General features: G+C 68.8%; 23 protein-coding genes. 7 read left to right on the top strand and 16 right to left on the bottom strand.

Going from position 1 to position 25,212, the window contains the following annotated elements; translation table 11 throughout:
• Nucleotides 1-3: 3 nt before the first annotated feature.
• Genes OHN19_RS00745 through OHN19_RS00730 form a run of 4 tightly spaced genes read right to left on the bottom strand, consistent with a single transcriptional unit; the run spans nucleotide 4 to nucleotide 4,188 of the window.
• Complete coding sequence (locus OHN19_RS00745; protein WP_330262177.1) at nucleotides 4-1,080, bottom strand: amidohydrolase family protein; 1,077 nt, start codon at nucleotides 1,078-1,080, stop codon at nucleotides 4-6.
• A complete protein-coding gene (locus tag OHN19_RS00740) occupies nucleotides 1,077-2,198 on the bottom strand; it encodes an FAD-dependent oxidoreductase (protein ID WP_330262176.1) in 1,122 nt (373 codons plus the stop codon). Before OHN19_RS00740 ends, OHN19_RS00745 begins: the two co-directional genes overlap by 4 nt.
• Nucleotides 2,199-2,221: 23 nt before the next feature.
• Entirely contained in the window at nucleotides 2,222-3,193 is a 972-nt protein-coding gene (locus tag OHN19_RS00735) for a cyclase family protein (protein ID WP_330262175.1), read from the bottom strand.
• Nucleotides 3,190-4,188, bottom strand: a complete 999-nt coding sequence (locus tag OHN19_RS00730) for a fumarylacetoacetate hydrolase family protein (protein WP_330262174.1) — start codon at nucleotides 4,186-4,188, stop codon at nucleotides 3,190-3,192. Before OHN19_RS00730 ends, OHN19_RS00735 begins: the two co-directional genes overlap by 4 nt.
• A gap of 129 nt (nucleotides 4,189-4,317) precedes the next feature.
• On the opposite strand from OHN19_RS00730, the gene OHN19_RS00725 reads away from it, so the two are divergent.
• Both OHN19_RS00725 and OHN19_RS00720 read left to right on the top strand, forming a co-directional pair.
• On the top strand, nucleotides 4,318-5,259 hold the full coding sequence (locus OHN19_RS00725) for a LysR family transcriptional regulator (protein WP_330262173.1): 942 nt from the start codon (nucleotides 4,318-4,320) through the stop codon (nucleotides 5,257-5,259).
• A gap of 289 nt (nucleotides 5,260-5,548) precedes the next feature.
• Nucleotides 5,549-6,844, top strand: coding sequence for an MFS transporter (locus OHN19_RS00720; protein ID WP_330262172.1), 1,296 nt, complete (start codon nucleotides 5,549-5,551; stop codon nucleotides 6,842-6,844).
• Between the two features lie 307 nt (nucleotides 6,845-7,151).
• Here OHN19_RS00720 and OHN19_RS00715 read toward each other — a convergent pair whose 3' ends face one another.
• Both OHN19_RS00715 and OHN19_RS00710 read right to left on the bottom strand, forming a co-directional pair.
• Nucleotides 7,152-8,009, bottom strand: a complete 858-nt coding sequence (locus OHN19_RS00715) for an FAD-dependent oxidoreductase (RefSeq protein ID WP_330262171.1) — start codon at nucleotides 8,007-8,009, stop codon at nucleotides 7,152-7,154.
• Nucleotides 8,010-8,011: 2 nt separating this feature from the next.
• Nucleotides 8,012-8,284, bottom strand: coding sequence for an FAD-dependent monooxygenase (locus tag OHN19_RS00710; RefSeq protein ID WP_330262170.1), 273 nt, complete (start codon nucleotides 8,282-8,284; stop codon nucleotides 8,012-8,014).
• Nucleotides 8,285-8,410: 126 nt separating this feature from the next.
• On the opposite strand from OHN19_RS00710, the gene OHN19_RS00705 reads away from it, so the two are divergent.
• A complete protein-coding gene (locus OHN19_RS00705) occupies nucleotides 8,411-8,992 on the top strand; it encodes a TetR family transcriptional regulator (RefSeq protein ID WP_330262169.1) in 582 nt (193 codons plus the stop codon).
• A 214-nt stretch (nucleotides 8,993-9,206) separates the two neighbouring features.
• On the opposite strand, the gene OHN19_RS00700 is transcribed toward OHN19_RS00705, so the two are convergent.
• The 5 genes from OHN19_RS00700 to OHN19_RS00675 all read right to left on the bottom strand — a co-directional run bounded on the left by OHN19_RS00700 (nucleotide 9,207) and on the right by OHN19_RS00675 (nucleotide 16,628).
• Nucleotides 9,207-9,404, bottom strand: coding sequence for a hypothetical protein (locus OHN19_RS00700; RefSeq protein WP_330262168.1), 198 nt, complete (start codon nucleotides 9,402-9,404; stop codon nucleotides 9,207-9,209).
• A gap of 497 nt (nucleotides 9,405-9,901) precedes the next feature.
• Complete coding sequence (locus tag OHN19_RS00690; protein WP_330262167.1) at nucleotides 9,902-10,861, bottom strand: expansin EXLX1 family cellulose-binding protein; 960 nt, start codon at nucleotides 10,859-10,861, stop codon at nucleotides 9,902-9,904.
• Nucleotides 10,862-11,044: 183 nt separating this feature from the next.
• The gene (locus OHN19_RS00685; RefSeq protein WP_330262166.1) at nucleotides 11,045-12,067 is read right to left on the bottom strand and encodes a LacI family DNA-binding transcriptional regulator; all 1,023 of its coding nucleotides are present in this window, start codon (nucleotides 12,065-12,067) and stop codon (nucleotides 11,045-11,047) included.
• A 224-nt stretch (nucleotides 12,068-12,291) separates the two neighbouring features.
• Complete coding sequence (locus OHN19_RS00680; RefSeq protein WP_330262165.1) at nucleotides 12,292-13,428, bottom strand: GH12 family glycosyl hydrolase domain-containing protein; 1,137 nt, start codon at nucleotides 13,426-13,428, stop codon at nucleotides 12,292-12,294.
• A gap of 284 nt (nucleotides 13,429-13,712) precedes the next feature.
• On the bottom strand, nucleotides 13,713-16,628 hold the full coding sequence (locus OHN19_RS00675) for a glycoside hydrolase family 48 protein (protein ID WP_330262164.1): 2,916 nt from the start codon (nucleotides 16,626-16,628) through the stop codon (nucleotides 13,713-13,715).
• Between the two features lie 618 nt (nucleotides 16,629-17,246).
• On the opposite strand from OHN19_RS00675, the gene OHN19_RS00670 reads away from it, so the two are divergent.
• The gene (locus OHN19_RS00670) at nucleotides 17,247-18,995 is read left to right on the top strand and encodes a glycoside hydrolase family 6 protein (RefSeq protein WP_330262163.1); all 1,749 of its coding nucleotides are present in this window, start codon (nucleotides 17,247-17,249) and stop codon (nucleotides 18,993-18,995) included.
• 254 nt (nucleotides 18,996-19,249) lie between these two features.
• On the opposite strand, the gene OHN19_RS00665 is transcribed toward OHN19_RS00670, so the two are convergent.
• Nucleotides 19,250-19,399 (bottom strand): hypothetical protein, encoded by a 150-nt coding sequence (locus OHN19_RS00665; protein WP_330262162.1) that lies wholly within the window; start codon nucleotides 19,397-19,399, stop codon nucleotides 19,250-19,252.
• Between OHN19_RS00665 and OHN19_RS43875 the strand changes: the two genes are divergently transcribed.
• Together OHN19_RS43875 and OHN19_RS43870 are read left to right on the top strand one after the other, a co-directional pair.
• Nucleotides 19,329-19,622 carry a transposase gene (locus OHN19_RS43875; RefSeq protein WP_419249571.1) on the top strand — a complete coding sequence of 98 codons (294 nt, stop codon included), beginning with the start codon at nucleotides 19,329-19,331 and terminating at the stop codon, nucleotides 19,620-19,622. The genes OHN19_RS00665 and OHN19_RS43875 overlap by 71 nt on opposite strands.
• Complete coding sequence (locus OHN19_RS43870) at nucleotides 19,534-19,956, top strand: transposase (protein ID WP_419249500.1); 423 nt, start codon at nucleotides 19,534-19,536, stop codon at nucleotides 19,954-19,956. Before OHN19_RS43875 ends, OHN19_RS43870 begins: the two co-directional genes overlap by 89 nt.
• Here OHN19_RS43870 and OHN19_RS00655 read toward each other — a convergent pair.
• The 4 genes from OHN19_RS00655 to OHN19_RS00640 all read right to left on the bottom strand — a co-directional run bounded on the left by OHN19_RS00655 (nucleotide 19,916) and on the right by OHN19_RS00640 (nucleotide 23,792).
• On the bottom strand, nucleotides 19,916-20,287 hold the full coding sequence (locus OHN19_RS00655) for a hypothetical protein (protein ID WP_330262161.1): 372 nt from the start codon (nucleotides 20,285-20,287) through the stop codon (nucleotides 19,916-19,918). The two genes, OHN19_RS43870 and OHN19_RS00655, sit on opposite strands and share 41 nt — an antisense overlap.
• A 67-nt stretch (nucleotides 20,288-20,354) precedes the next feature.
• Nucleotides 20,355-22,595, bottom strand: coding sequence for a hypothetical protein (locus OHN19_RS00650; RefSeq protein WP_330262160.1), 2,241 nt, complete (start codon nucleotides 22,593-22,595; stop codon nucleotides 20,355-20,357).
• Nucleotides 22,596-22,636: 41 nt separating this feature from the next.
• A complete protein-coding gene (locus OHN19_RS00645) occupies nucleotides 22,637-23,020 on the bottom strand; it encodes a hypothetical protein (protein ID WP_330262159.1) in 384 nt (127 codons plus the stop codon).
• Nucleotides 23,013-23,792, bottom strand: coding sequence for a discoidin domain-containing protein (locus OHN19_RS00640; RefSeq protein WP_330262158.1), 780 nt, complete (start codon nucleotides 23,790-23,792; stop codon nucleotides 23,013-23,015). The genes OHN19_RS00645 and OHN19_RS00640 overlap by 8 nt, the downstream gene beginning before the upstream one ends.
• 776 nt (nucleotides 23,793-24,568) lie before the next feature.
• Here OHN19_RS00640 and OHN19_RS00635 point away from each other — a divergent pair.
• Complete coding sequence (locus OHN19_RS00635; RefSeq protein ID WP_330262157.1) at nucleotides 24,569-25,195, top strand: TetR/AcrR family transcriptional regulator; 627 nt, start codon at nucleotides 24,569-24,571, stop codon at nucleotides 25,193-25,195.
• Nucleotides 25,196-25,212: the final 17 nt, after the last annotated feature.

Genomic DNA, 25,212 nt, shown 5'->3' with positions numbered 1-25,212 from the left:
ATGTCAGTCCTTCCGAAGGAGGGCGGCGGCGTTACCGCCTCGTACGGCGTGGAAGTCCGGGTCGGACAGCCCCGCCGCGCGCAGCGCGCCCACGGGGTCGTCGGTGCCCATGTCGAAGGGGAAGTCGGAGCCGAGCAGCACCCGGTCCGCGCCTACCGCGCGGACCAGCTCCCGCAGCACGTGAGGGTCGTGGACGAGGGAGTCGAAGTAGATCCGCTCGAGGTAGCTGCTGGGCCGGTGGGCGCAGCCGGCGCCCGCGTCGGAGCGGGCCGACCAGGCGTGGTCGCTGCGGCCGATGTGAGTGGGCAGGTAGCCGCCGCCATGAGCCGCGACGATCTTCAGCTCGGGATGCCGGTCCAGCACTCCGGAGAAGATCAGATGGGACAGGGCGACGGCGTTCTCGGTGGGCTGTCCGACGGTGTTGGACAGGTACCACTGGTCCAGGCGCTCGTCGAGCGTGCAGCCGAAGGGGTGCAGGAAGAGGATCGCGCCCGTCTCCTCGGCCCGCTTCCAGAAGGGTTCGTACGCAGGGTCGGACAGCTCGCGGCCCGGCGCGTGACTGGAGATCTCGACACCCAGAAGACCCTGGTCCAGGGCGTGTTCGAGGGCCTGTACGGCCTGCTCCGGATGCTGGAGGGGGGCGAGGCCGAGCCCCCGCAGCCGGTCGGGCGCCTGTGCGCAGTGCGCGGCCGTCGCCTCGCCCGCGAGCCGGTAGAGCTTCTCGGCCGTCTCCTCGTCCGCCCAGTAGTGGTAGTGCGAAGGGGACGGGCTCACCAGCTGGACGTCCACGCCCTGCGCGTCCATCGCGGCCAGACGTAGGCGCACGTCGGTCAGCCGCGGGACGCGTTCACGGACCATGGGGCCGCTGACGGCCAGGGCCGCGGGCCCGTTGCGGCGGGCGTCGAGGGCCCTGGCCTCCGCCAGGCCCGGCAGGTCGGCCACCAGGGCCTCGACCTCCGGGATCAGGATGTGCGCGTGTACGTCGACGGTCGGGGAAGTGTGCGCGTCGGCGCTCGGCGCGGGGCGGGTATCGGGTTGGGGGCGGCTGCCGGCGGTGGCCCGGGGCGGCTGGGCCGTCACGGCAGCTCCCTGAGCACCGGCAGGGTGGCGTCCAGCAGCCCGGGCACGTCACCGGGCACGCCGTCGAGCTGCCACTGCCCGATCTGCACGGACGCGTCGACGACCATCCGGACCCGGTCGATCCGCCGCTCGTAGTAGCGCGTGAGCAGTTCCTCGTCCCACGCGGATCCGCTGGTCAGCAGCTGGGACAGCACCCAGGCGTCCTCCATCGCCATTGCCGCGCCCTGGGCCATGGTGGGCGGGCAGCAGTGCGCGGCGTCGCCGACGAGGACGACCCGGCCCCGGTGCCAGGAACCCTCGACCAGCATCCGGTCGAACCAGGTGTAGTTCACCTGCGCCGGGTCGGTGATCGAGTCGCGGATCTCGTCCCAGGCACCGCCGTAGCCCTCGGCGAGGCGGCGCATCTCCTGCGCGTAGGTCTCGGGCGGAATCGTGGCGCGGTCGCGGCCGGCCTCCACCAGATAGGCGTAGATCGTGTCCTTGCTGGTGGGGGTGTAGCCGGCGATGTAGCAGGGGCCGCCGTGGGAGAGGTCGCTGCGCTCCACGCCTGCCGGGCGGGGGGCCGGGACACGCCAGATGGCCATGCCGGTCGGCTCGGGTTTGACGTCGATGCCGATGGCGGTGCGGGTCGCGGAGTTGAGGCCGTCTGCGGCCACGACGAGGTCGTAGCCGCCCTCGGTGCCGTCACTGAACCGGACGGTCACTGACGTGTCGTCCTGGGTGAGGATCTCGGCGGTGGTGCCGAGCCGGACGTTCGCGCCGGATGCCCGGACGGCGTCGGCGAGGATGCGTTGGAGTACCGGGCGCTGCATGCCGAGGGTGGCGGGGAGGTCGTCTCCGCCGGTGCGCAGGACGTCACCCACGTGGAGCACGGTGCCGTCGGGTGTGGTCAGCCCCAGGGCGTCGAAGCCGAAGCCGTGCACGCGGACCTCGTCCCAGACGCCGATCTCGCGCAGCACGCGCAGGGCGTTGCCCTGAAGGGTGATGCCGGAACCGCGTACGTTCCAGTCCGGTCCGACCTCGACGAGGTCGACGTGGATGCCGGCCCGCCGCAGCAGCACGGTCATGACGTTGCCGGAGGTGCCCCCTCCGATGACCAGGACTCTCTTTCCTTCCATGGCCAACTCCTTTGTTGGACAGGTCACTTGACGGCGACCGGATTGACGGGGGAGCCGACGGCTCCGGTGATGGGCAGGGGCGCGGCGGTGAGCCAGAACTCGTACACGCCGTCAAGGGCGCAGTCGGCCGCGAGGGCGTCGGGGTCCCACATCTCGCCGATCAGCAGGCCCATGTTGGGGATGGCGACCTGGTGCAGCGGCTGGAAGGCGCCGTCGAACTCGTTCGGGCGTACCTCGAAGCCCCAGGTGTCGGTGGCGATGGCGGCGATCTCGCTCGCGTGCAGCCAGCCGGCGGTGGTGAAGGACAGACCGGGCGAGTCTCCGCCCGCGTAGTCGCCCCAGCCCTCGCGGCGGGTGCGCGCCAGCCGCCCGGTCCGTACGACGACGATGTCCCCGCGGCCCACGGCCACGCCGTGCGCCTCGGCGGTCGCGGTCAGGTGGTCCTCGGTGATCGCGAAACCGTCGGGCAGTTCTCCGCGTTCGTCGCCGATCACCCGGCCGACGTCGAGGAGGACTCCGCGCCCGGCGACGTACGGAGCCATGTGCTCGATGCCGGTGACCAGATCACCCTCGGAGGTGACGGTCTTCGCGGCGTCGCGTCCGTTCCACGCCTTGCCGTGGTCGAAGATGTGCCCGAGCCCGTCCCACTGGGTGGAGCACTGCAGGGGCATCGCGATCACGTCGTCGGCGCCGCCGATGCCGTGCGGGAAGCCCTGGTTGCCGAGGGCCGCGTCGGTGCCCGTGTCCAGCATGGTGTGGACGGGGTTGGTGCGGCGGCGCCAGCCCTTCTGCGGGCCGTTCATGTCGAACCGTTGCGACAGCGAGAAACTCACGCCGCGGCGGACCAGGGCGGCGCCCTCGCGCCGCTTGGCCTCGTCGAGGAAGTTCAGCGTGCCGAGGACGTCGTCCTCGCCCCAACGCCCCCAGTTGGAGACCCGCTTGGCGGCTTCGTCGATCGCGCCCTCGGCATCCGTGGGGTCGAGCGGGGCCGTCACGACGCGGTCCCCTCCGCGACACAGCGGGTGCGCTGGGTGCCCAGACCCGTGATGGAGCCCTCCATGACATCGCCGTCGCGCAGCAGCCGCCCCCAGTGCATGCCGTTGCCGGCCGGACTGCCGGTGAGCACCAGATCTCCGGGCAGGAGCCGGGAGGTCCGGGAGATGTACGACACCAGCCGCGCGACGCCGAAGAGCATGTCCTTGGTGGACTCGTCCTGCATGGTCTCGCCGTTGAGCTTCAGCGTGACGCGCAGGTCACCCGGGTCGGATATCGACTCGGCGGGCACGAGCCAGGGGCCGAGCGGGGTGAAGCCGGGGGCGTTCTTGCTGCGCAGCCAGTCGGTTCCGATGGCCTTCATGTCCCGGCGGAAGACGGTGGCGCGGTCGGTGAGGTCGTTGGCGATCGTGTAGCCCGCGACGTACTCCAGGGCCTCCTCGACCGTCACCCGGTAGGCGGGCCTTGCGATGACGGCCGCCAACTCCAGCTCCCAGTCGGGCTGTTCGGCCCAGTCCGGAAGTACGACGTCGTCGAAGGGGCCGGTGATCGCGCTCGGCAGGCCGGTGAACACGTACGGCAGGTCCTCGGCCGCCCTACGGTCCATGATCGCGGCAATTTCGGCGCGTGCCTCCTCCACGGTGCGGGGGTCGTCGGGGGCACGGTGGGCGACCTCCAGGTCGATCACGTGCTGCCGGTAGTTGGCGCCGGACTGGAAGACCTGACGGGGCTCCACCGGGGCGTGCGCCCGCAGGTGCTCCAACGGTTGCCAGTCGGCCGTCTCGTCGGCCGCGAGCTCGTGCAGGCGAGGGAGTATCTCGTCCCAGCGCTCGAGGATCCCCCGGGTCGTCAGGCCCGGCTCTGCGAGCGCCGTGGGAAGCTCCAGCACGCGCCTCCCGGGGATCACGAGACCGGGGAAAGGCGCCTGGTCAGGGGCGGAGAAGACGCCCAGGGCGAAGGGTCCGGAGAAGGGCGTGGAAGAGGCTGCGGGTTTCACGGGAATGTCCTCCAGATTGCGGTGAGACCAATGTGGCCCCCGCCGCGTAATCTGTGAAATAGATTCTTTAGATGTTGATCATCTGTCGTGTATATGTCGCTGCCGCAGCGGCCTCGCTCTGGAGGCGTCGTGTCCCTCTCCGGCCTCGATCTCAATCTCGTCCTGTCCCTGCGGGCCCTGTTGGAGGAGCGCAACGTCACCCGTGCCGGGCAGCGCGTCGGTCTCAGTCAGCCGGCGATGAGCGCGGCCCTGGCCCGCCTGCGCCGCCACTTCGACGACGACCTGCTCTCGCGCGTCGGCAAGCAGTACGAACTGACCGCCCTCGGCCGCGCTCTGCTGAACCGCACCTCGACCGCCTGCGACCTGCTGGAACGGGTCTTCAGCAGCAGGGCCGACTTCGCCGCGGGCACCGAGGAGCACGAGTTCACCCTGCTCACCTCCGACTACGCCCTCTCCGTGTTCGGCGCAGAGCTCGCCCGGACCGTGCACGCCGAGGCCCCGGGGGTGCGGCTGCGCTTCCAACGGACGCCCATCGACGTCACGGAGGACACGACACCGCTGCTCAGTACGGCCGACGGGCTGCTGATGCCGCGCGGCGTCATCAGCGGTTTCCCCGCCGTCGACCTGTTCACCGACCGCTGGGCCTTCCTGGTGGCCGAGACGAACGACGAGGTCGGCGACCAGCTGACCATGGACGACCTGGCACGGCTGCCGTGGGTCGTCTACCAGCGCGCCTACGACGCTCCGGCCGCCCGGCAGCTGAGCATGCTCGGCGTCGATCCCCGCGTGGAGATCTCCGTCGACAGCTTCCAGGCGCTGCCCTTCCTGGTCGCCGGCACCCGCCGGATCGCCCTGGTACAGCAGCGGCTGGCCGAGCTGCTGCGCGGCGTGGCCGCCGTACGCCTCATGGAACCGCCCTACGGGGCGGTCCCGCTCCAGGAGGCACTGTGGTGGCACCCGGTGCACACCCACGACGCGGCCCACATCTGGCTGCGCGAGACCGCGGCCCGCGTGGGAGCGGAGCTGGCCGCTTCCGAGCCCGGCCGTATCGACACGGTCGCACCGCGATAGCGGGCTCCTGCAGGTGCCCGGCATCCAGACGCCGGATGATCCACATCCTCGATATCGATCGGATGAGGGCTAGGCAGGACCTGCCCCTTGGCCCATAGTCGTCTCAACCCGGCGCCGGAGCCGCACCATCACCCCCCCCGGCCGGGACACGCGGGCGCCCGGCGCGCCTGCCCGTCGCGACGCCGGCAGTCATCGGCATCCCGCTCCGAACCTGCCACCGGTACCGGGCGGCCCGACCACGACGGCCGCACCCCTCGTCCCCTCCCGACCCGCCACGTGGAGTTCCCGCATGCCTGCACCCGTGCCTCCGCTCCCGTCCCCGACGCCCACAGCCGTCGAGGACACCCCGACCGAGCAGCCGGTGTCCGGCCCCGGTCACCGGCTTCGCCTCACGCTGCTGATGGCCGGCAGCTGCCTGCCCATCCTGGGCGCCGTACTCATCGCCCCCGTCCTGCCGCAGATGCAGGCCCACTTCGCCGACGTGCCGGGCGTCGACGCGCTCGTCCCCATGGCGCTGACCATCCCCGCCCTCTCCCTGGCGCTGCTGGCCCCCTTCGCCGGCGTCATCGTCGACCGGCTCGGACGCAAACGCCTGCTCGTCGTCTCGACCGTGCTGTACGCGATCCTCGGCACCGCCCCGCTGTGGCTGGACTCCCTCGGCGCCATCGTCGCCAGCCGCGCCCTGGTCGGTGTCGCCGAAGCCGCCATCATGACCTGCAGCACCACGCTGATCGGCGACTACTACTCCGGTCGGCAACGCGATCGCTACCTGGCGATGCAGACGATGTGCGCCTCGATCTCCGCGACGGCCTTCTTCGTCCTGGGCGGAGCGGCTGGATCGGCCGGCTGGCGCATGCCGTTCTGGGCCTACGCCGTGAGCCTGGTGCTCGCTCCCGCCATGGCCGCGTTCCTGCCCCGGCCCCGACCGACCGACCGCGCGAACGAGCCTTCCCCCACCGCCTCCGAACTGACGGAGCAGGCGATCAAGCGGCCCTTCCCCTGGCGTCCGCTGGCCGGGACGTGCGCGCTGACCGTCTTCGGCGCCATCCTCTTCTACACCGTTCAGGTGGAGATGGCGTTCCTCCTGGACGACATGGGCGTGAGCAACTCCGGCGTCATCGGACTGGCCACAGCCGGGTCCAGTGCCGCGGTCGTGGTCGGCGCCGTCGTCTTCGCCAAGGCCGGCCGCAGCCCGCAGGTCTGGCTGCCCACCGCCTTCGGCCTGTGCACCCTGGGCTTCGCGGTGATCTGGCTCGCCCCCAACCCGGTCGTCCTGACCGTCGGTGCCGTGATCAACTGCCTCGGCAGCGGCATCATGCTGCCGAGCCTGCTCACCCTCGCCATGTCCAAGCTCGACTACGCCGACCGCGGCCGCGGCACCGGCCTGTGGACGGGCTCCTTCTTCCTCGGCCAGTTCATCTGCCCGCTCGCGGTCCTCGCACTGACCTCGGCCGTCGGCACCCTGGCGAACGCCCTGGGCGTACTCGCCCTCGCCGGAACCGTCGCCACCACCGCACTCGGCCTCACCGCGCGGCGCCGCCGGACGGGAGCCACGCCGGCCCCGATCCGCCAAGTGGCGGGCTGACCTGACGCGGCGGCGACGACCGGCATCTGCTGTCGCTGCCGAGGTGCTGCCGGGGCCGCAACGGGCCATCGCGACCTGTTCGTCAGTGCCGCGTCGCTCGAACGCACGATCTCCCGCACCCTGCTGGACGTGATCCTGAACAGGTCCACCACGCGTCGACGCCGGGCGCGGACGGCACCGTACTGACCGTCGAGAACGTCGACCAGGCCTCGGTACATGCTCTGCTGGCTCTGCTCTGGGACACCGGCCGCCATGTACTGGCCTTCGCGGAGGCAACAGCTTGAAAGGCCGGTGAACGACGTTCGCACTACTGGTAGTTGAGCTCGGCCAGTTCGGTGGCGAGCTTCTTCGGTATGCCCGTGTGGCCGAGCAGAGGGAGCACGGTGTTGCGTGCCCCGCGGGCCATCGGGTTGCGCGTGGTGGCCACGCGGGTCATCCGGTGGGTGAAGGCGACAACCCGTTGGGCCACGGGGCGGCGCTGCGCCTCGTAACCGTCGAGCTGTCCGGACGCGATCGCCCGGCCGAGGGCGTAGCCGTCCTGGATGCCGGTGTTCATCCCCTGCCCGCCCGCGGGGCTGTGCACATGGGCGGCGTCGCCGGCCAGCAGCAGACGGCCGGCACGGTAGTGGTCGGCGACCCGGTGGTGCACCCGGAACCGAGACGACCACGCCAGCCCCGTGACCTTGGCCTGGCCGGGGGCGCGCTCATCGAGCAGTTGCTGGACGAAGTGGGTGTCCGGTGCGGCGGGCGCGTCGTCGACGGTGGCCACGACCCGGTAGTGATCGCCGGGGAGCGGGGCGACGACGGTGAGTCCCGCGGTGCCGAAAGTGAGCGAGACCTCGCTGGGGCCGGGGGCCCAGTCCATCACGACGTCGGCGAGCACGAAGGACTCGGCGTAGGCGTTGCCGGTGAACCCGATGCCCGCCGCTTCGCGCACGGTGCTGTGCATGCCGTCCGCGCCGACGGCGTACGAGGCGCGCAGCGTTTCGCCGGTGGTCATGGTGAGTGTCACGCCGTCGTCGCCCTGGACGACGGAGGCGACCTCGTAGGGGCGGTGCACATCGCCGCCGAGCGCCCGCAGCCGGTCCAGCAGCACGCTTTCGGTCTCGTACTGGGGAACCATCAGCGTGTACGGGTGAGTGGTGGGCAGCTGATCGAACGGCACCGTCAGCAGCCGGCGGGCGCGCCGTCGCGCACGGCGAACCGGGTGACCCGGACACCTCGCGCGATCAGCTCCCCGGAGGCTCCGAGCTCGTCGAGGACCTCCAGGGTGCGGGCGTGGACGACGGCGGCACGCGAAGTGTTCGCGCCCTCGGCCAGCTTGTCCAGGACGACGAAGTCGATCCCGGCGGCAGCGAGCGTGACGGCGAGCGCGAGCCCGGTCGGACCGCCGCCGACGACGGCGACCTCGGTGCGGCCGGGGAGTGTGGTGGTGTTCATGGCGGGGATTCCCTTCTGCCCGGCAGAGTCAACGGTCGTTTGCCAACGGCTGTTGGCCAACGCTTGTTGACATGGTGCATGGTTCCACGCTGGAAAGTCAACAGGCGTTGGCCTACAGTTGTTGGCGTGAATCAGGACACTGAGACAGGCACCACCGACAAGCGTTCGGACCGCACCAAGGCCACGATCCTGCGCGCCGCACGCGAACGCTTCGCGGCCCAGGGATATGAGCGCACCACCATCAGAGCCGTGGCTTCGGACGCGGGCATCGACCCGTCCATGGTCATGCGCTACTTCGGCAACAAGGCACAGCTCTTCGACGCGACGCTCGCCATCGACCTGCGACTTCCCGACCTCACAGGAGTCCCGGCGGACGAACTCGCCCAGGCCCTGGTGCGTCACTTCCTCGAACGCTGGGAAGGCGACCCGGCCGACGACGCCCTGCTGGTCCTGATGCGTTCGGCGGTCACCAACGAACAGGCCGCGGCACGGATGCACGAGATCTTCGCGGCCCAGGTCGCCCCGACCCTGGCGGCGGCCCTCGGTCCGGAACTCGCCGGACGCCGGGCCGGATTGGTCTCCGCGCAACTCCTGGGCCTGGGACTCACCCGCTACCTGCTACGCCTCCCGGCGGTGACCACCCTGACGCCGGACGAGATCGAAGCCGGCCTCGCCCCGGCCATCCAGGCCATCCTCGACCCGACCTAGGGCAAAACCCTCAGCCGCCCGAGGAGTGACCGCGCAGCGCAACGACAGACCGACCATCGAGTACGACCGACGGGACAACACCGCCAAGGGCACCGAAACAGCGAACTCGGTCACGCGGTGGCGGCCCAACACCACAGGGCGCAAGGAGTTGGAGCCGCGCTGTGCGAACGGCTTCACGTCGACTTCGAGGAGCCATGAGTCCGTTTGCGGCCCCCTACTGGTAACAGCCGCCGGTGCACAGCACGGTGACCATGCCGTGCTCGCGGGCCGTCGCGGAGGTGTGATGGGTGACGGCCGTGGGGGTCTTGCTGGTCTCCCAGGGCATGGGGGCGGCCATGGCCTGTGGTCCGAGGGCACTGAACACCGAGGTGGCCACGAACATGACCCCCAGCGCCCGCTTGCGCAGATGCATCTGAACTCCTTTGCCGACGGCTGAGGTTCGGCCGCCGGCACCTGTCCTGGAGCCCGAGGCCGGCTGCCAGTCTCACCATGCGGGTCGCTCAGTGGAAGGTCTTTGGCCGGGTGCAGATACATCTCCCCACGATCACCTCGACTGGCGGACCATGCTCCGCACACGGCCGAAAACGGCAACAGTTCACCCGGAGTGACCCGCGCAAGGAGCCCTCCGCAGGCCGCGTGCACCGCACGCGGCCTGGCCGATCACGCGCCCGTCCCCTCGTGGCCGCGCGCACAAGGCGTACGCCTCCCGCGGGAACCGCGCCGATCTGCGCCGCCGCGGAATCCGCTGCACCGTCCCCGACAAGTCCGACGAGGCGCGCAACCGGCGGAAGCTCGGCTCCCGCGGTGGCCGATCACCGCGAGCGTCATGCAGTCGAGTGCGGGATCAACCGACTCAAAGAGACACCGCACTGTCGCCACGCGATACGGCTCGGAAGGGCAGGTCACGCCTTAGTGCCGGGCGAACTGGACCCGTGTCGGTTGTGCGACGTTCGGCCGCACCGCGAGCCCGCTCACGGTCAGCTGTTCCCCGTAGATGTCGGTGACTCTGATCGCCTTGCCGCAACCACTGCCGTCGGCGGAGATGAAGTAGTTGAAGCTGGTGCGGGGCAACGACCGCCAGCCGCCCCCGGTGCTCACTTCCAGGCGCGCGACCGGGTTGCGGTGACCGATCACCTGGATGCCGCACCAGTAGGCGCTGGAGCCGGTCTTGTACCTGATGGACATCGTGCCGATGGAGCTCGGGCTCACCAGGCTCCAGGTGATGGAGAGCCGGCCGACCTTGAGGTCGGCGAGCTTGGCGAAGGCCTGCTGGCTCAGGTCGATCTGCCCCGGTGCGCAGGGCAGAGGGCATTCGTTGGTTATCCGTACCGTGATCGACTTGCCGTTGGCCGCGCGGACGAGCACGTACGCGCCGCAGGCCCGGGAGGTCTCGTAGTCGGTGGTGTTCATCGCCGCGATCATCATGTCCGGGCTCGGACCGAACAGACACGCCCCGTCCCCGACACCGGCCTCGTAGGCGGTCGCGACGCCCTGATACGACGTGTTGGGCCGGATCCGCCCCGCTGCCGGGGGAGTGGCCGACCCGCGCGAGGACTTCTGAGCGCCCTTGGCCGAGGGCTTCGCCACCTTTGGGCTTGCCGTGTTTTTCGTACTGGCCGAGCTGCTCGCACTCTGACTCGGCGACGGGCTGGACGTCGCGCTCGGCGACGGCGTGTCGGCGGTTTCGGCGACCGTTGGCTGGTTGGTCACGAGGGGAGTGGCCGCGGCCGGCCCCGCATCGACCTTGTGGCCAGGGAGCAACGCCATGACCAGATACACGAGGACGCCGACGGTGGTGACCGCCACCGTGGCGCCCAGCATGAGTCTGCGTCGGCGCCTGCGTTGCCGTATGACCTGCCTCGTTGCCATGATTACCTGTCCGTTCAGAGTTGAGCCGATGGTGCACTGGTCAGTGGCCACCCGCGGCGAAAAGGTTGCCGACGACTTTGCGGGAACTTTGGGCGCATCCGGCGGACGTACGAGCGGGCATGCAGGACGGGAGCGCTCCCGAGCCCTGGGCGGTCAAGACCGGTGCAGAGCGGTGGGCGTTCCTCAGGCCGATTCGCGGACGACCAGCGTTGTACGGAGGATGACGTGCCGGTAGGCCACGGACGGCTCCTCCATGTCCTCGAGGAGCAGCCGGATCATGGCCCGGCCCATCTCCTCCAGTGGTTGACGCACCGTGGTGAGCCGTGGCTTGGTGCGCTGAGCCAGCGAGAAGTCGTCGAAGCCGATCACGGCGACGTCCTGAGGCACACGTCGTCCCGCCGCGCGCAGGGCCTGCAGAGCCCCTGCGGCCGTGGTGTCCGACGCGGCGAGCACACCGTCGATCTCCGGGTGCCGTTCGAGCAGTTCGGTCATGGCGCGGCGCCCGCTGTCCTGCGTGAAGTCACCTTCGGCCACCAGCGACTTCTCGCTGTCCAGGCCGGCCAGTGTCAGAGCGTCCTGATAGCCGCGCAGTCTGCACCGGGCGGCGTCCATGTCCAGTGGCCCGGTGATGGTGGCGATGGTCCTACGGCCCCGTGCCAACAGGTGGGAAACGGCGCTGCGGGCGCCCCCCACGTTGTCCGCGTCCACATAACTGACGTACTCGTCGCCCGAGCGGCGCCCCAGCATCACGGTCGGCAACCGCGCCTCGGCGAGCATGTCCGGCAGCCGGTCCCCGGCGCGCACGGACAGCAGCAGAACTCCGTCGACCCGGCTGCCGCGCGCGTACTCCAGGAAGCGCTTCCGATCGGCGTCCGAGCGAACCAGGGTCAGCATCAGCTGCATTCCGATGCCGGCCAGCGCGTCCCCGAGCGAGCGGACGATCTCGGAGAAGAAGGGCTCCGCGAACACTCGCCAGTCGGGTTCGGTCAGGACGAGAGCGACGGCGTTGCTTCGCTGACCGGCCAGTGAGCGGGCAGCGAGATTGGGGACGTACCCCAGCTCTTCGATGGCCCGCTGCACGGCCAGGCGTGTCGATTCCTTCACGCCCGCCGCGTTGTTGATGACGCGGGAGACCGTTCCCCGCCCCACCCCGGCGTGAGCGGCCACCTCTTCCAGCGTCGGCGTGCCGGGGCGTCGCGTGCCCATGACCACCTCCCCCACGAGATAGCCGATCTTACGGGCCGAAGGAACCGTGTACACGTCTTCCGGGGAACCCGCCGCGCCGGCCAAGGAGTGGGGTACTGGTCGTTGCGGAGTGTCTGATCTGCACTCCTCGCCGGATTCGGCGAGTCCGGCGAGGAGCAGCGGGGCCCGCCCGGTCGGCAGTCGGCCGACGGAGCGGGCCCCGGGCGGAGGAAGCCTCCTGTGGGTTACCCGGCGGTGCAGGACGTGCCGTTGAGGCTGAAGGCGGCCGGCTTGGCGAAGCTGCCGCTGTAGGTGCCCTGGAACCCGAAGGAGACCTGCCCACCTGGTGTGATGGAGGCGTTGTGTGCGACGTTGGCTGCCGTCACGGATCCCGTCGACGACGACACGGTGGCATTCCAGGCGTTGGAGATCCGCTGCCCGGAGGGCAGCGTGAACGCGACCTTCCAGCCATCGACCGGGGAGGAACCCGTGTTGGCCACGGTGATGTCGGCAGTGAAGCCGTCCTGCCAGACGTTCGTGCCGTAGGTCACCTTGCACGCGACGGGCCCGCTGGGGGTGCCGGGGCCGCCAGGGGTGCTGCCGCCGAGGTTCACGCTGGAGGAGAACGAGTTCACGGCCAGGCCCGCGCCGTTCTGCCACGGCTCGAAGCCCGCCTGAATGCTCGTCAGGTACCAGTTGTCCTGCGCGAGTCCGCGCGAGACGGCCTGCCGGACGAAGTCCATCACGTCGAAGTTCCAGCTGTCGATCGCCGACGGCGCGACGAAGGACAGGACGTCGTTGGAGCCGTTGTTGCCGGACCACACCTGCCACTGGCGCCCGGCCACCGTGGCGGAACCGACGGGCGAGCCGACCGGCTGCACGGACCCCACACGGTTGAACCAGATCATGATCTCGGTCCGGTTCACGCCGTCGGTGCGCGGGGTCGGGTCCAGCCAGATGTCATAGGCGGCGTCGTAGGCCGCACCGCTCACGTAGCTGTAGGAGATACCCGTGGGCGCGCTCGAGATGGAGCTGAGCCGGGCCGGGAGGTTCGTGCCGGGCGAGCAGTTGGTGTAGTGGCAGCCGTTGTACACGGACGGGTACGACTTCGGGGCCCCGTTCGTCGGAACGGAACCGTCGGCCTGGGTGACCCTGAAGCCCGAGTCCGTGACGGTGATGCACTGGGTGGCACTGGTGCCCCAGCGGTTGTTCTGCACGACGTATCGGCCCTGGATGGTGGTGGTGCCGAACGCCTCGCAGATCGTCGTGTCGGCCTGGGAAGCGGTAGCGCCGGTCAGCAGTGCGGCCAGGGCGACGAGCGTGGTCAGCAGCGCACCGCAGAGCGCGCGCGTCCTGCGGGCTTGGGGGCGTGAAGGCTGCATGCGGGTCCTCCGCGAGGGATGTGGGGGGCGAGGGCTTCTGCAGGGATTGGGAGCGCTCCCAAAAAGCGAACTCGCTGGGACTGTAGGAGAGGATCATGTTCCTGACAAGGAGGGTGACTCGGATGTCTTGAGGGGACTGGCGAAGCGGCTGCTGATGCGGGGTGGGACGGGCTGCGACAGCTTGTTGATCCGGGTACCGGGCGGCCCCCAAGGGGGCGGAGGCCGCCCCGGCTGGTGACCCCGTCGTCGGGTGACGGGGCCGCGCACGCGGTCTCAGCGAGGGGCTACTCGAGGAGTTCCGCGTACGAGCCCATGGCCAGGGCGATGTGCGCCTGGGCCCAGAACCGGTGATACGTGAACGACGGCACCGCACCTCCGGCCAGATACGCCTCGATCTTCGACCAGGCAGGATCGTCCTCGTAGAACGACCGGATCGACTCGAAGGTCGACGACGAGTTGATCGCGTCACCGTTCGGCATCGTCCCGGTCCACCCGCTCGGCACGTAGACCGAGTCGTCGAACCGGTTGTAGTCCGCGCGCGACTCCGGAACCGCGATCCCCAGGCTGTCCTGGTAGTTGTTCCACATGCCGTCCAGCAGCGACTTCGCGGTCGTGGCGGCGGCCGTGTCACCGGAGCGGTCCGCGTAGTACGTCAGCGTCTTGGCGTACGCGGCGGCCACCCCGACGTCGTTGGTGTAGTCGGCCACGGTGACGTGAAGTCCGCTGTTGGCGCCGGGACTTGCCGCGTTCCAGGTGTCGGGCTGCCCCGACCACTGCAGCGTGGAGGGGATCCGGTAGGTGCCGTCCGGGTTGATCGTGGTCTTGGACAGTGCCCACTTCACCCACTTGTCGAGCACCGCCTTGGCCTGCGCGTTTCCCGTCTGCTGGTAGTACTCGGCCACCCGCTCCATCGACCACGCCTGGAAGCCGAACCACTGGTTGGACGGCGGGTCGTGGTAGACGGGCTGCTCGTCGTAGTACATGCCGTAGAAGGTCGACTTGCCGGCCGGGGGAGGCGCGTAGCGGCCCGCCCAGCTGTTGGTCGCACCGCCCGCGATGGCTCCCTCGTCGGACTGGAGCCAGCGGTAGAACTCCAGCTGCCGCCCGAGGGACTTGGCCCAGTCCGCCTGTCCAGTCGCCGACTTCGGCTTCAGGTCGGCAGACGAGCTCAACGCATAGGCCGCGAGAGGGTTCTGGTAGTCGCCGTGTGCGTGGCTGGAGCCGATGCGCCAGGCCCAGCCCGCCGAGGTGTCGGTTGCCCCGCCCCAGGCGTAGTACCAGGAGAGCAGGTACATCGAGGCGTCCTTGCCGGTGCCGGCCTGGCAGGTGGACGGACCGACGCAGTTGCCGATCTTCTTGAAGTACTTGTCGTACATGGCGTAGCGCAGATAGTCGCCCATCTTCGCGGCCTTGCCCACGGTCGCGGAGACGTCGGAGCCCTTGCCCTGCTCCTTCGCCCACTTGTCGGCCCAGTACGCGGCCTGCACGGCCCGCGCGTCGGCGTCCGGGGCGTTGGTGAACTTCCACTGCTTGGCGTACGAAGAGTCACCGGTGAACAGGTCCAGATACCCGTTCTTGCCGCCGTACTTGAAAGCGTCACACGTCGGCTGCGGCACCGTCTCCCACACCGACTCCTGCGCGCCGCGCTGGAAGGTGTTGATGTACGACGGTCCGGTGTCCGCAGGCCCCGCCTCGCACTTGCCGGGCGAGTTGCCGTAGCCGTAGACGTTGTCGACGTCCTGGAGCCAGTGCATGCCGTAGACGTCGTCGGTGCCGTACGCGCTCTTCAGCTCACCGGCGATCGGGTCCGAACCGGAAGCGACCGACGCGTCGAGTTTCGCCGGGTACTCGTTGGGGGTGTCCAGCTCGGGCGCGTAGGTGGCCGGCTTGGAGGCGTTGTAGAAGGAGTTGGTGGGCTGGTCGGCGTGGGTGGGGATCATGTACTTCTCCATGATGTCCCAGGCGCCGTTGAACTTGGACCAGTCGCCGGTCACCTTGCCGTACATGGCCTGGAGCCACAGGAGGTAGCTGTACGCCTCCGACGTGGTCTCGTGGCCGTGGTCCGGCGCCTCGACGATCAGCGTCTCGACCGAGTGGTAGGGGATGCCCTCGGGGGAGAAGTAGCCGTTCGCCGGGTTGGTGATCTTGCCGTACAACTCCAGGAAACGGGCGTCGTACGCCTTCGTCGCGCCGAGTTGCGTAACGGTGACCGAGGCCTTCGCGTGCCCGGGGGCGGCAGACTCGAACGTCGCGGCGCCTGTGCCGGAGGCGTTGGCGGTGATGGTCGCCGTCTGCGCAGTGTTCCAGTTCGACGGCGTGAAGGTGAGCGAGGCGCCGCCGGTCACCGACAGGCCGGAGTTGCCGCTCGCGCGAGTCGTGGTCACCGTCACGTTCGCGCTCGGCTGCTTCGACAGCTTCACCTCGTACGTGCCCGTCTTGCCCTGCTGGACGCCCAGTTGGGAGGGCGTGGCGACCACGGACGGGCCCGAGGCGACCGTGATGCCGACAGGCGTACTTTCCGCGGAGGCGCCCAGGCTGTCGTACGCCTTCGCCAGCAGCGAATGACTGCCCACGGTCAAACCGGAGGCGGAGAGCGCGTACGGCGCCGTGGTGTCCGTGCCCAGCAGTTCGGTGTCGTCGTAGAACTCCACCTTGCTGATGGTCGCGTTGTCCGCGGCCGCTGCCGTGGCCGCGAGCGGGACCGCCTCCCCCTGGGTGTAGACGGCGCCAGGGGCGGGGCTGGTCAGCACCGTGATCGGCGGCTGGTGAGCGCCGGTGCAACTGGTGCCGTTGATCGCGAAGTTGATGGGCGCGGCATTGGTGCCGCTGTAGCTGAACTGGGCGCCGGCGGAGGTGGACGCACCCGCGGCGATCTTGCCGTTGTAACCGGCGTCCTTCACGCTGATGTTCTGGCCGGACTGGGACCAGGTGCCGTTCCAGCCGTTCATCAGCTTCTGGTTGCCGGCGTAGGCGTACGTCAGGGTCCAGCCGTTGATGGCGTCCGTACCGCGGTTGGTGATGGTGACGTCCGTGGTGAAACCGGAGCCCCAGTCGTTCGTCTTGTAGTCCACGCTGCACTGAACGCCCGCTGCACGCGCGGTCGTCGCACCCGTGGCCAGCATCGACAGGGGCAGGGCCAGGGCGGTTGCCGTGGCGGTCAACGCCCGCCGAAAGGTTATGCGTTTGCGTCCGGGATCCATGAACTGGTTCCTCCAAGTGGCTCAAAGCACGGGGGAAGCACAAGTCTTGGCCAGTGGGAGCGCTCCCATCATGGGGATGGCGACGGCGGGGGTCAAGGAGCTTGAAGAGTCGAACACGCGAAAGGGTTTAGTTCAAAGGAAGTTCAGCCGTACCTCTGGGCAACCGCGCCACTTGGCGCTACCTTCCTTCGCACCAGTGGGAGCGGTTCCCATCAGTCGACGCGCCGGACACGGCGCGCCACACTGCGAGGAGTCGCTCATGCGACACCCCCCACGTTCATTTCTCCACGTCACCGCACGCGCCGTGGCCGGTCGCGGGACCTCGGCTTCCAAGGATCTGTGTCGAACCGCAATGCCCTGCCCGCGTCCGGCACTCGTGGACCGGCCGTCGGCTCTCGTCGGCGATGCGTCACGAATGACAGCTGGTCAGGCTTGATCCTGACGGACGTGAGCGTCGGCTGCTTCGCCCGTTGAACTCCCATTCGGGAGCGCTCCCAAAGTCAGTTCGTCCCTGACCTTCGCCACGAGGCCATGTCGGCCCGTTCGCATCAAGGTGCGCGATCACCTGCGCGTGCTCGATCAGCGGAGAAATCCTCCAACCAGAAGGAACCCGTCATCATGAGTCGCACCAAAACCTCATTGCTCGCAGCGCTCGCGCTGCTCAGCGGGACCTCGGCGGCCGCACTCGTCTCGGCGCCCGCCGGCGCCGTCGCGGCGGCCGCGCCCTGCACGGTGGACTACAAGGTGCAGAACCAGTGGGACACCGGCTTCACCACGGCTGTCACGATCACCAACAACGGTGCTGCCAAGTCGAGTTGGTCGCTGAAGTGGTCGTACGACGGGAATCAGAAGATCAGCAATGGCTGGAACGCGAAGGTCAGCCAGAGCGGCACTTCTGTGACGGCCGCCAACGAGAGCTACAACGGCACGCTCGCCACCGGTGGTTCGGTCGGCTTCGGTTTCCAGGCGTCCTACAGCGGGACCAACGCGATTCCGGCCACGTTCACCCTCGATGGCGTGACCTGCAATGTCGACGGCGGTGGGCCGACCGACCCGGGACCCACGGACCCGGGGCCCACCGATCCGGGACCGACGGATCCGGGTCCGGGTGGGCCGAAGGCCGCCAACCCGTACGTGGGCGCGAAGGTCTACGTGAACCCGGAGTGGTCGGCCAAGGCGGCCGCCGAACCGGGCGGCAGCCGCATAGCGAACCAGCCCACCGCCGTGTGGCTGGACCGCATCGCCGCCATCAACGGCGTGAACGGCGGCATGGGCCTGCGCGCCCACCTGGACGAGGCGCTGAAGCAGAAGGGCAGCGGTGAACTCGTCGTCCAGCTGGTCATCTACGACCTGCCGGGCCGTGACTGCGCCGCCCTCGCCTCCAACGGCGAACTGGGACCGAACGACCTCGACAAGTACAAGAGCCAGTACATCGACCCGATCACGTCGATCCTCTCGGACGCGAAGTACGCGGGTCTGCGGATCGCCACCGTCATCGAGCCCGACTCGCTGCCCAACCTGGTCACCAACGCCGGCGGTACGAACACCACCACCGACGCGTGCGTGACGATGAAGAGCAACGGCAACTACGAGAAGGGCGTCTCCTACGCTCTCGACAAGCTCGGCGCCCTCGCGAACGTGTACAACTACATCGATGCCGGTCACCACGGCTGGCTGGGCTGGGACAGCAACCTGGGCCCGTCCGTGCAGGAGTTCGCCAAGGTCGCCACGACCAACGGCGCGAGCGTGAGCGACGTGGCCGGTTTCATCGTCAACACCGCGAACACCAGCCCCACCAAGGAGCCGTACTACAAGGTCACCGACATGGTGAACGGTCAGACCGTGCGCCAGTCGAAGTGGGTGGACTGGAACCAGTACGTGGACGAGCAGTCCTTCGCCCAGGCGCTGCGGGACAAGCTGGTCGCGGCCGGGTTCGACTCCGGTCTCGGCATGCTGATCGACACCTCCCGCAACGGCTGGGGCGGCTCCGCCCGGCCCACCAAGGCGGGCCCGACGACCTCCGTCGACGACTACGTCAACGGCAGCCGCGTCGACCGGCGCATCCACGCCGGCAACTGGTGCAACCAGAGCGGCGCGGGGATCGGCGAGCGGCCCACCGCGGCCCCGGCCACCGGGATCGACGCCTATGTGTGGGTCAAGCCGCCGGGGGAGTCCGACGGATCCAGCTCCGCCGTGCCCAACGACGAGGGCAAGGGCTTCGACCGGATGTGCGACCCCACCTACGGCGGCAACGCCCGCAACGGCAACAACCCCACCGGCGCCCTGCCGAACGCGCCGGTGGCGGGGCACTGGTTCTCCGCCCAGTTCCAGCAGTTGATGCATAACGCCTACCCGCCGCTGCCGTAGCGGCGTGCCCGCCGCGGTGAACCCTCCCTGAAGGGAGCGCCCCGGCGGTCCGTGTCCCCCTGGCCGTCTTGCCGGGACTCAGAGTCTGGGTCCCGGCAAGACGGTTGGCTTCGGCCACCTCTGCGGAGAGGTCGTGGTGAAGGACGACCTGCACCACAGCCTCGTCTCGCGTAGCGGCCGGTGCTGGACGTCAGGGTGTAGGTCTGAGCGGCTCCACCCGGGTTGGGTTCGGCGGTGACGGTGCGGGCGGTGGTTTAGGTGCCCGCTCCATCGGGGCGGGTCTGGTAGGCGAAGTCGACGGGGAAGCCGGCGGTGCCGCCGCTGGCGCCGTTGATGTCGGTGCGCGGGTGGAGGGTGACAGAGCCGATCGCCCGGTCGGTGCCGAGGTCGATCTCGATCCACACGGGCGTGGCGCTGACGTCGGCGGTGGGGAAGTCGATGTTGGTGAAGCCCCGGGCGCCGGTCAGCGTGCACGCCGTCTCCGATGCGGCATCGTGCCCGCTGAACTGGCGGCTGTTCCTGCCCAGGGAGTGGGCGGATGACGCTGTCCGACGCCCGGCGGACCGGCGTGCCGGAAGACGTCGGGCACCTGGAGAAATGGCGACTGGCACTGGACGCCCTGGATGAACTGGCCGGATGGCACCTGGTGCCGCCGGTGGTGGTGGCCGATGCCGGCTACGGCCAGAACACCGGCTTCCGCGCCGGCCCGGCGGAGCGGGGACACACGTACGTGGTCGGCATCCGCGGCGATCTGACCGTCCAGCCTCATGACGCGGTGCTGCCGCGGCCGCCGTGTCCACGACCATGTCGCCTGCCTTGCCCACCTCACCGAGACCGACCGTGCCGCCTACCTGGAGGGTCTGGCTCCCGGTGCCGACATCAACCACCGCAGTACCCCCTTCACCGGCGACCTCCTGGACTCACTTCTCCGGCCTCTCCGGCTCCCTGGCATCACCAATGAAGAGAGGATCGGCCGCGCCCGGTTCGACGGGGCGACGTTCACCGGCAATTCCCGGCTCGACCGATCGTCTTGTCCGCCCGGCCAGGTCGGGCTCCTTGCCGGGCTCCTCCTCCAGGGCCGCGCGGACATGCTCCTCGAGGGCGGTGAACTCCGGGCCGTCGTCGGAGCAGACCACGCCGGGGTCGGGCGCTCCGCAGGCCGCGGCGTGCCGGATCAGATCGGAGATGCGCCAGTCAGCTCGGAAGCTGTCGCCTCGGACCTGTTCGACCTCGACGTACAGGAGGCTGCCGGTCGCGGCCCGGGGCATGTGGGACGAGTAACTCCCGCTCATGATCCCGCGGTCGTCCTGCCCGGGGGAGATTCCGGGCAGGACACCGCTCGTGACGGGGCGTGGGGTGCTACGCGCACCCGTTGCGGGTGCACTTGTCCGTCTCTTTGGTGGCGTAGGTAAGTCCGCCGTCGTCTGACACCCAGTACGTCACGACCACATTGGTGGCGCCGCCGACAACGCCAGAGAAGTCGATCTTTTGCGGCCCGAATGCAAGGTCTCCTCCGGAGGCACAGAACCGGCTGGATGTGGCTCGCTTCTGCGAGCCGTCCGCTCCAGTGGCGATCAGTTCGACGAAGCGGCAACCGCTGGCGACGTGATTCGTGCCCTCAAAACTAAGAGACTGGTTGAACCACGTCAGCGACCCCGTGGCCAGGCTGTTGCCGTAGCCCACCTTGAACTCGGTCACCCGGTTCCGAGCATCGATGTCGGTGGCGCACCCGTCGCGGGTGCACTTGTCCGTCTCTTTGGTGGCGTAGGTAAGTCCGCCGTCGTCTGACACCCAGTACGTCACGACCACATTGGTGGCGCCGCCGACAACGCCAGAGAAGTCGATCTTTTGCGGCCCGAACGCGAGGTCTCCTCCGGAGGCACAGAACCGGCTGGATGTGGCTCGCTTCTGCGAGCCGTCCGCTCCAGTGGCGATCAGTTCGACGAAGCGGCAACCGCTGGCGACGTGATTCGTGCCCTCAAAACTAAGAGACTGGTTGAACCACGTCAGCGACCCCGTGGCCACGCTGTTGCCGTAGCCCACCTTGAACTCGGTCACCGGATACCTGCTGGAATTGACACAGGCCTGCGGTGTGCACTCCAGGACGCCCTTAGTCGAGTACGTGTCGCCGCTATCCTCTGACACCCAGTAGGAGATCAGAACACTCGTCGCACCACCGGCAAACCCCAACTCTCCCTTGAAGGCGCGGGTTCCATCGGACTCCATACCGACGCACAGTGGACTGGACGTGCCTCTCCGCGTCGTCCCGTCCACACCGGTGGCGACCAATTCGACGAAACGGCAGCCGCTCACAACGAAGTTCCTGCCACCGAACTGCAGGGCGTCCTTCTTCCACGCCAGATCACCGGTAGCGACGCTGTTGCCATACGACAGGCTGAATCCAGGCACTGCCTGTCGGCCGTTCCAAGTGCTTGGGATCTGCGGTTTCAGGTCGGGAGACACCGTGTCGAAGATGCCCGTGTAGTACTTGCTCCAGACGTTGTCCGGCTGCCCGGTACCTGTGTCCACATGGGTGAACACCTCGGCGCCGACCCATCCCTGGAACTTACCGGAATCATCGATGATCTGAAGCATCGGTCTCGGATGGGAATTGTATGCATAGCAGTCGCCGCTGCCTGCCAGGAGCATGCACCAGTACTCCTCGGTGTTGCGTCGCCCGCCACCAATCTCAGCGATATATCGGGCCCGGTCCTTGTCGGGGTCGTTGTCGTCGCTGCAGGACGTACCGTGCTGCACGAATCCCAGGCACTCGGCGCCGTCACACTTCTGCCACGGGTTGGCGGAGTTGTCGCCTTTTTGTCCACTGAAAGTCCAGTTACCACCTGCCCACTCACGGCCGAGCTGCTCCCCCGTGACCCGGACGAAGGTGCCCTTGTACTGCAGCGTGTTGTACGCGCTGTTGTTCGCGAGCTCGCTCATGTTCACGCGACTGGCCGAGTCCAGCGAGTAGTTGCTGCCGTACCCGATACCGAAGGTGGCGTCGTAGCTGGTGAACGAGCCCGATGCAGGGACCTCCGCGCCCGGTTTCGCGTCGGTGCCCGTGTTGGTGTAGTACGTCGGGCTGGTGATGCGGGCCACGCCGCCAGCAACGAGGCTCGTCTCCAGGTTCCAGGTCTCTCTGAGATCGAGGATGTCGTTGCCGTACCTGTCCGCCGTCCAGGTCACAACGAGCCGACCAGAGGCGTCGTACTCGAACCGGCCTCGGTATCCCCCCGTCGGGTCGCCAGTGAATCCTTCGACCGTCCGGACATAACAGTGAGGAACGGTCCCATCGCAATCCGCCTTCACAGTGTTGACCCGTTTCGGCTGAGCGCCCTCCGACCACGACCAGTAGTTGGTGGTGACGGTGCCGTCGTCCGGGTCGAAGACGTAGTAACCGAGCCGCACCCAATTGCCCGGATCCTTGCCGCTGGCCAGCCCCCCCACGGAGACGACCCAGTTGGCCTTCCCGCCAGGCAGCGGCAAAGGAGCCGCCTGCGCGGTACTGGCTGACACCAACATCGACGTGAGTACAGCGAGAACGCCCAACACCGCAGCGACAACTCGCGTGACGGCGTATCTGTACGTGCGTTTCTTCATGGTCCCCCCTCGCCCAGCCGAACAGAGGCGGCATGGGCATATCAAAAGGGTCCCATCTCATCACACTGACGCGAGAAAGGCACCTCGTCCGATGCCTGCGGAGCATCTGCGGCGATCAGCCGGCTGTTCTCGATCATCAGCCGCTGGTTGACGTTGCGGAGTGCCTGCATGGCGGTCTCTGCTTGGTGGCTGGCTGCGAGTGCGGCGTCTCGTTGCTCGCGCAGTTCCTCCATCTCCGTGTCACGCAGCGAGCGGGCGTTCAGGCCGTCGCGGAGGCGGGCACCCAGTTCGTGGGCGCGTAGCGTGCGCAGCTCGTTCTGCACCTCGTGAAGGGTCCGTCGCAGGGCGGCGTTCTGTTCCAGGAGCATGCGGTTCTCGACTTCGAGGGCCGCCTCTGCAGTACAAGTCAGTCGATGCTCAGGCACGGTTCGCAGAATCGGTGGTGGTCTTGAAGCCGTACGTCTGGACCAGCCCGCCCGGGTTGGGTTCGGCGGTGACCGTGCGGACGGTGGTGTACGCGGTGGCGCTGTCGGCCCGGACCTGGATCGTGAAGTCGACGGGGAAGCCCGCGGTGGCTCCGCCGACCGCAGGAGTGTCCGTGCGCGGGAAGAGGCATACGGCGTCGAGGTCGGTGTCGGCGCCGAGGTCGATCTCCATCCAGACGGGGTTGGCGCTGACGTCGGCGGCGGGGAAGTCGTTGCTCGTGTAGCCCTTGGCGCCGGTCACGCTGGTGAGCTTGCCGTCGGTGAGCCGGTTCTTGCCCCAGTCGCCGTTCTCCAGGCTGCTGTTGCTGGAGACGGGTCGGCCGAGGGCGAGGTCGTCGAGGCGGCCGGCGCCGGTGACCGTGAATGTCCAGGTGCCCGGCTGGAGGGTGGAGTAGACGTACGAGGAGTACGAGGAGTCCTTGCTCGCGTAGGCGAGGCCGGTGACGCTGCCGGTGGAGGAGCCGCCGGTGAAGACGGTGGTTCCGTTGGCCTTGATGACCGGTGACGAGCCGCGGTACGTCGGGACCCCGACCCGCGCGGTGGTTCCGCTGGGGGAGGTGAGGGTCAGGCGGCGTAGGCGGACAGGGTGTACAGGGGACCGCCGTTCCAGGCGTGGTTGTCGGCGCCGCCCGCCTTGTCCTGTAGCAGGCGGGGTCGGCGACCTGGGCGGCGTAGCGGTTACGCATGCGTTCCTCGGCGACGATGGCCGCACCCATCAGGTACAGCGCCTCCAGGACATAGAACTCCATGTAAGGGCTGGCGTTGAGGTGGGTGCGCAGCACCTCGGTGACCGCGCGGTGGCGGGAGGCGGGCGCGAGGCCGGCTACGACGGCGAGGCCGTTGGCGCGGTCGTCGGTGTCACCGTTGTAGCCGGGGGAGCGGTACTCGTTCCTCGAGGAGTTCCACAGGACGCGGTCGAAGTTGGCCTTGATGCTGTCGCGCTTGGCCTGCCAGGCGGCGACGTCACCGCTGTTGCCGCTGAGTCCGGCGAGGGCGATGGCCGTGTCGAGCGCCAGGTAGTACCAGCTGTTGTCCAGGACGCGGGCGTCGATGTTGCTGCCCCAGTCCTCCCAGCCCAGTTCCCGGCACGGTGGTTGACCAGGTCGTCGCCGTCCAGGCTCCACAGGTTGAGGTACGCCTTCACCGCCGGGTAGGTGCCGGAGACGGCGCCGGAGTTGCCGGTGTAGAGGTGGTACGTGCCGAAGGACCACACCGAGGCGAGCATCTGGACGGGCAGTTCGGCGGTCCAGATGGTGGACGGGACTGGCGAGTAGAGGGCGCCGCCGGGCTTCTGCCAGGCGGTGAGCTGGGCGATGGCCTTGGTGCCGAAGGCGTACTGCGCACGCGTCTCGTCCGCCCGACGCTCCTCATATCGGCTACGGCGTTGCTGTTATGGTGCTGTGCGAGGAGGTGGGACGTCCCGTGGCAGAACCTGGTCCTGCACGAGCGGGCGCGGCATCAGCCCGGCGTTCCCCGGGACGGCCGGCCGTGCCGCTGGAGCGCATCGTTGCCACCGCACTGCGGATCGTGGACGAGGAGGGCTCCGACGCCCTCTCCATGCGGACGCTGGCCCAGCGTCTGGGATCCGGCACGGCGACGCTGTACCGGCACTTCGACAACCGGGCAGCTCTGGTCGCTCACGTGGTGGACCGCATGTTCGGCGTTGTCGAGCTGAACGGCGACGAGCTTCTCGCGATGGGCTGGGAGCGGGCGCTGCGAACGGTCGCGCACACCATGTTCGACGCCTTGGCCCGGCACCGGAACGCGGCGCGCCTGCTGGTCGAGCAGACTCCCATGGGGGCGAACGCCATGGTGCTGCGGGAGCGCTGTGTAGCGGTGCTTCTGGACAGTGGTTTCCCGCCGCGAGCGGCCGCGTACGCGTACGCGACCCTGGCCCGCTACGTCCTCGGGTTCGCCGTGCAGACCAACAGGCGCGGTGGCGCAGGACAATCCGACGACAGACAGTCCGCGGCCGCCTTTCAGAGCGTGGATCCGGACCGGTTCCCGGCCACCGCCACCGTGGCCGGCTCGATGCCGGTTCCGATCGAGGAGGAGTTCTCCTTCGGCCTTGAACTTCTCCTCAGCGGGCTTGCCCGCCTGCGTGACGAGGCCTGACCGAGTGACGTGATCAC

The sequence above is a fragment of the Streptomyces griseorubiginosus genome (assembly GCF_036345115.1).
In the GTDB taxonomy this organism is placed as follows: Bacteria; Actinomycetota; Actinomycetes; order Streptomycetales; family Streptomycetaceae; genus Streptomyces; species Streptomyces griseorubiginosus_C.
This window is presented reverse-complemented; position numbering and strand designations above follow the sequence as displayed.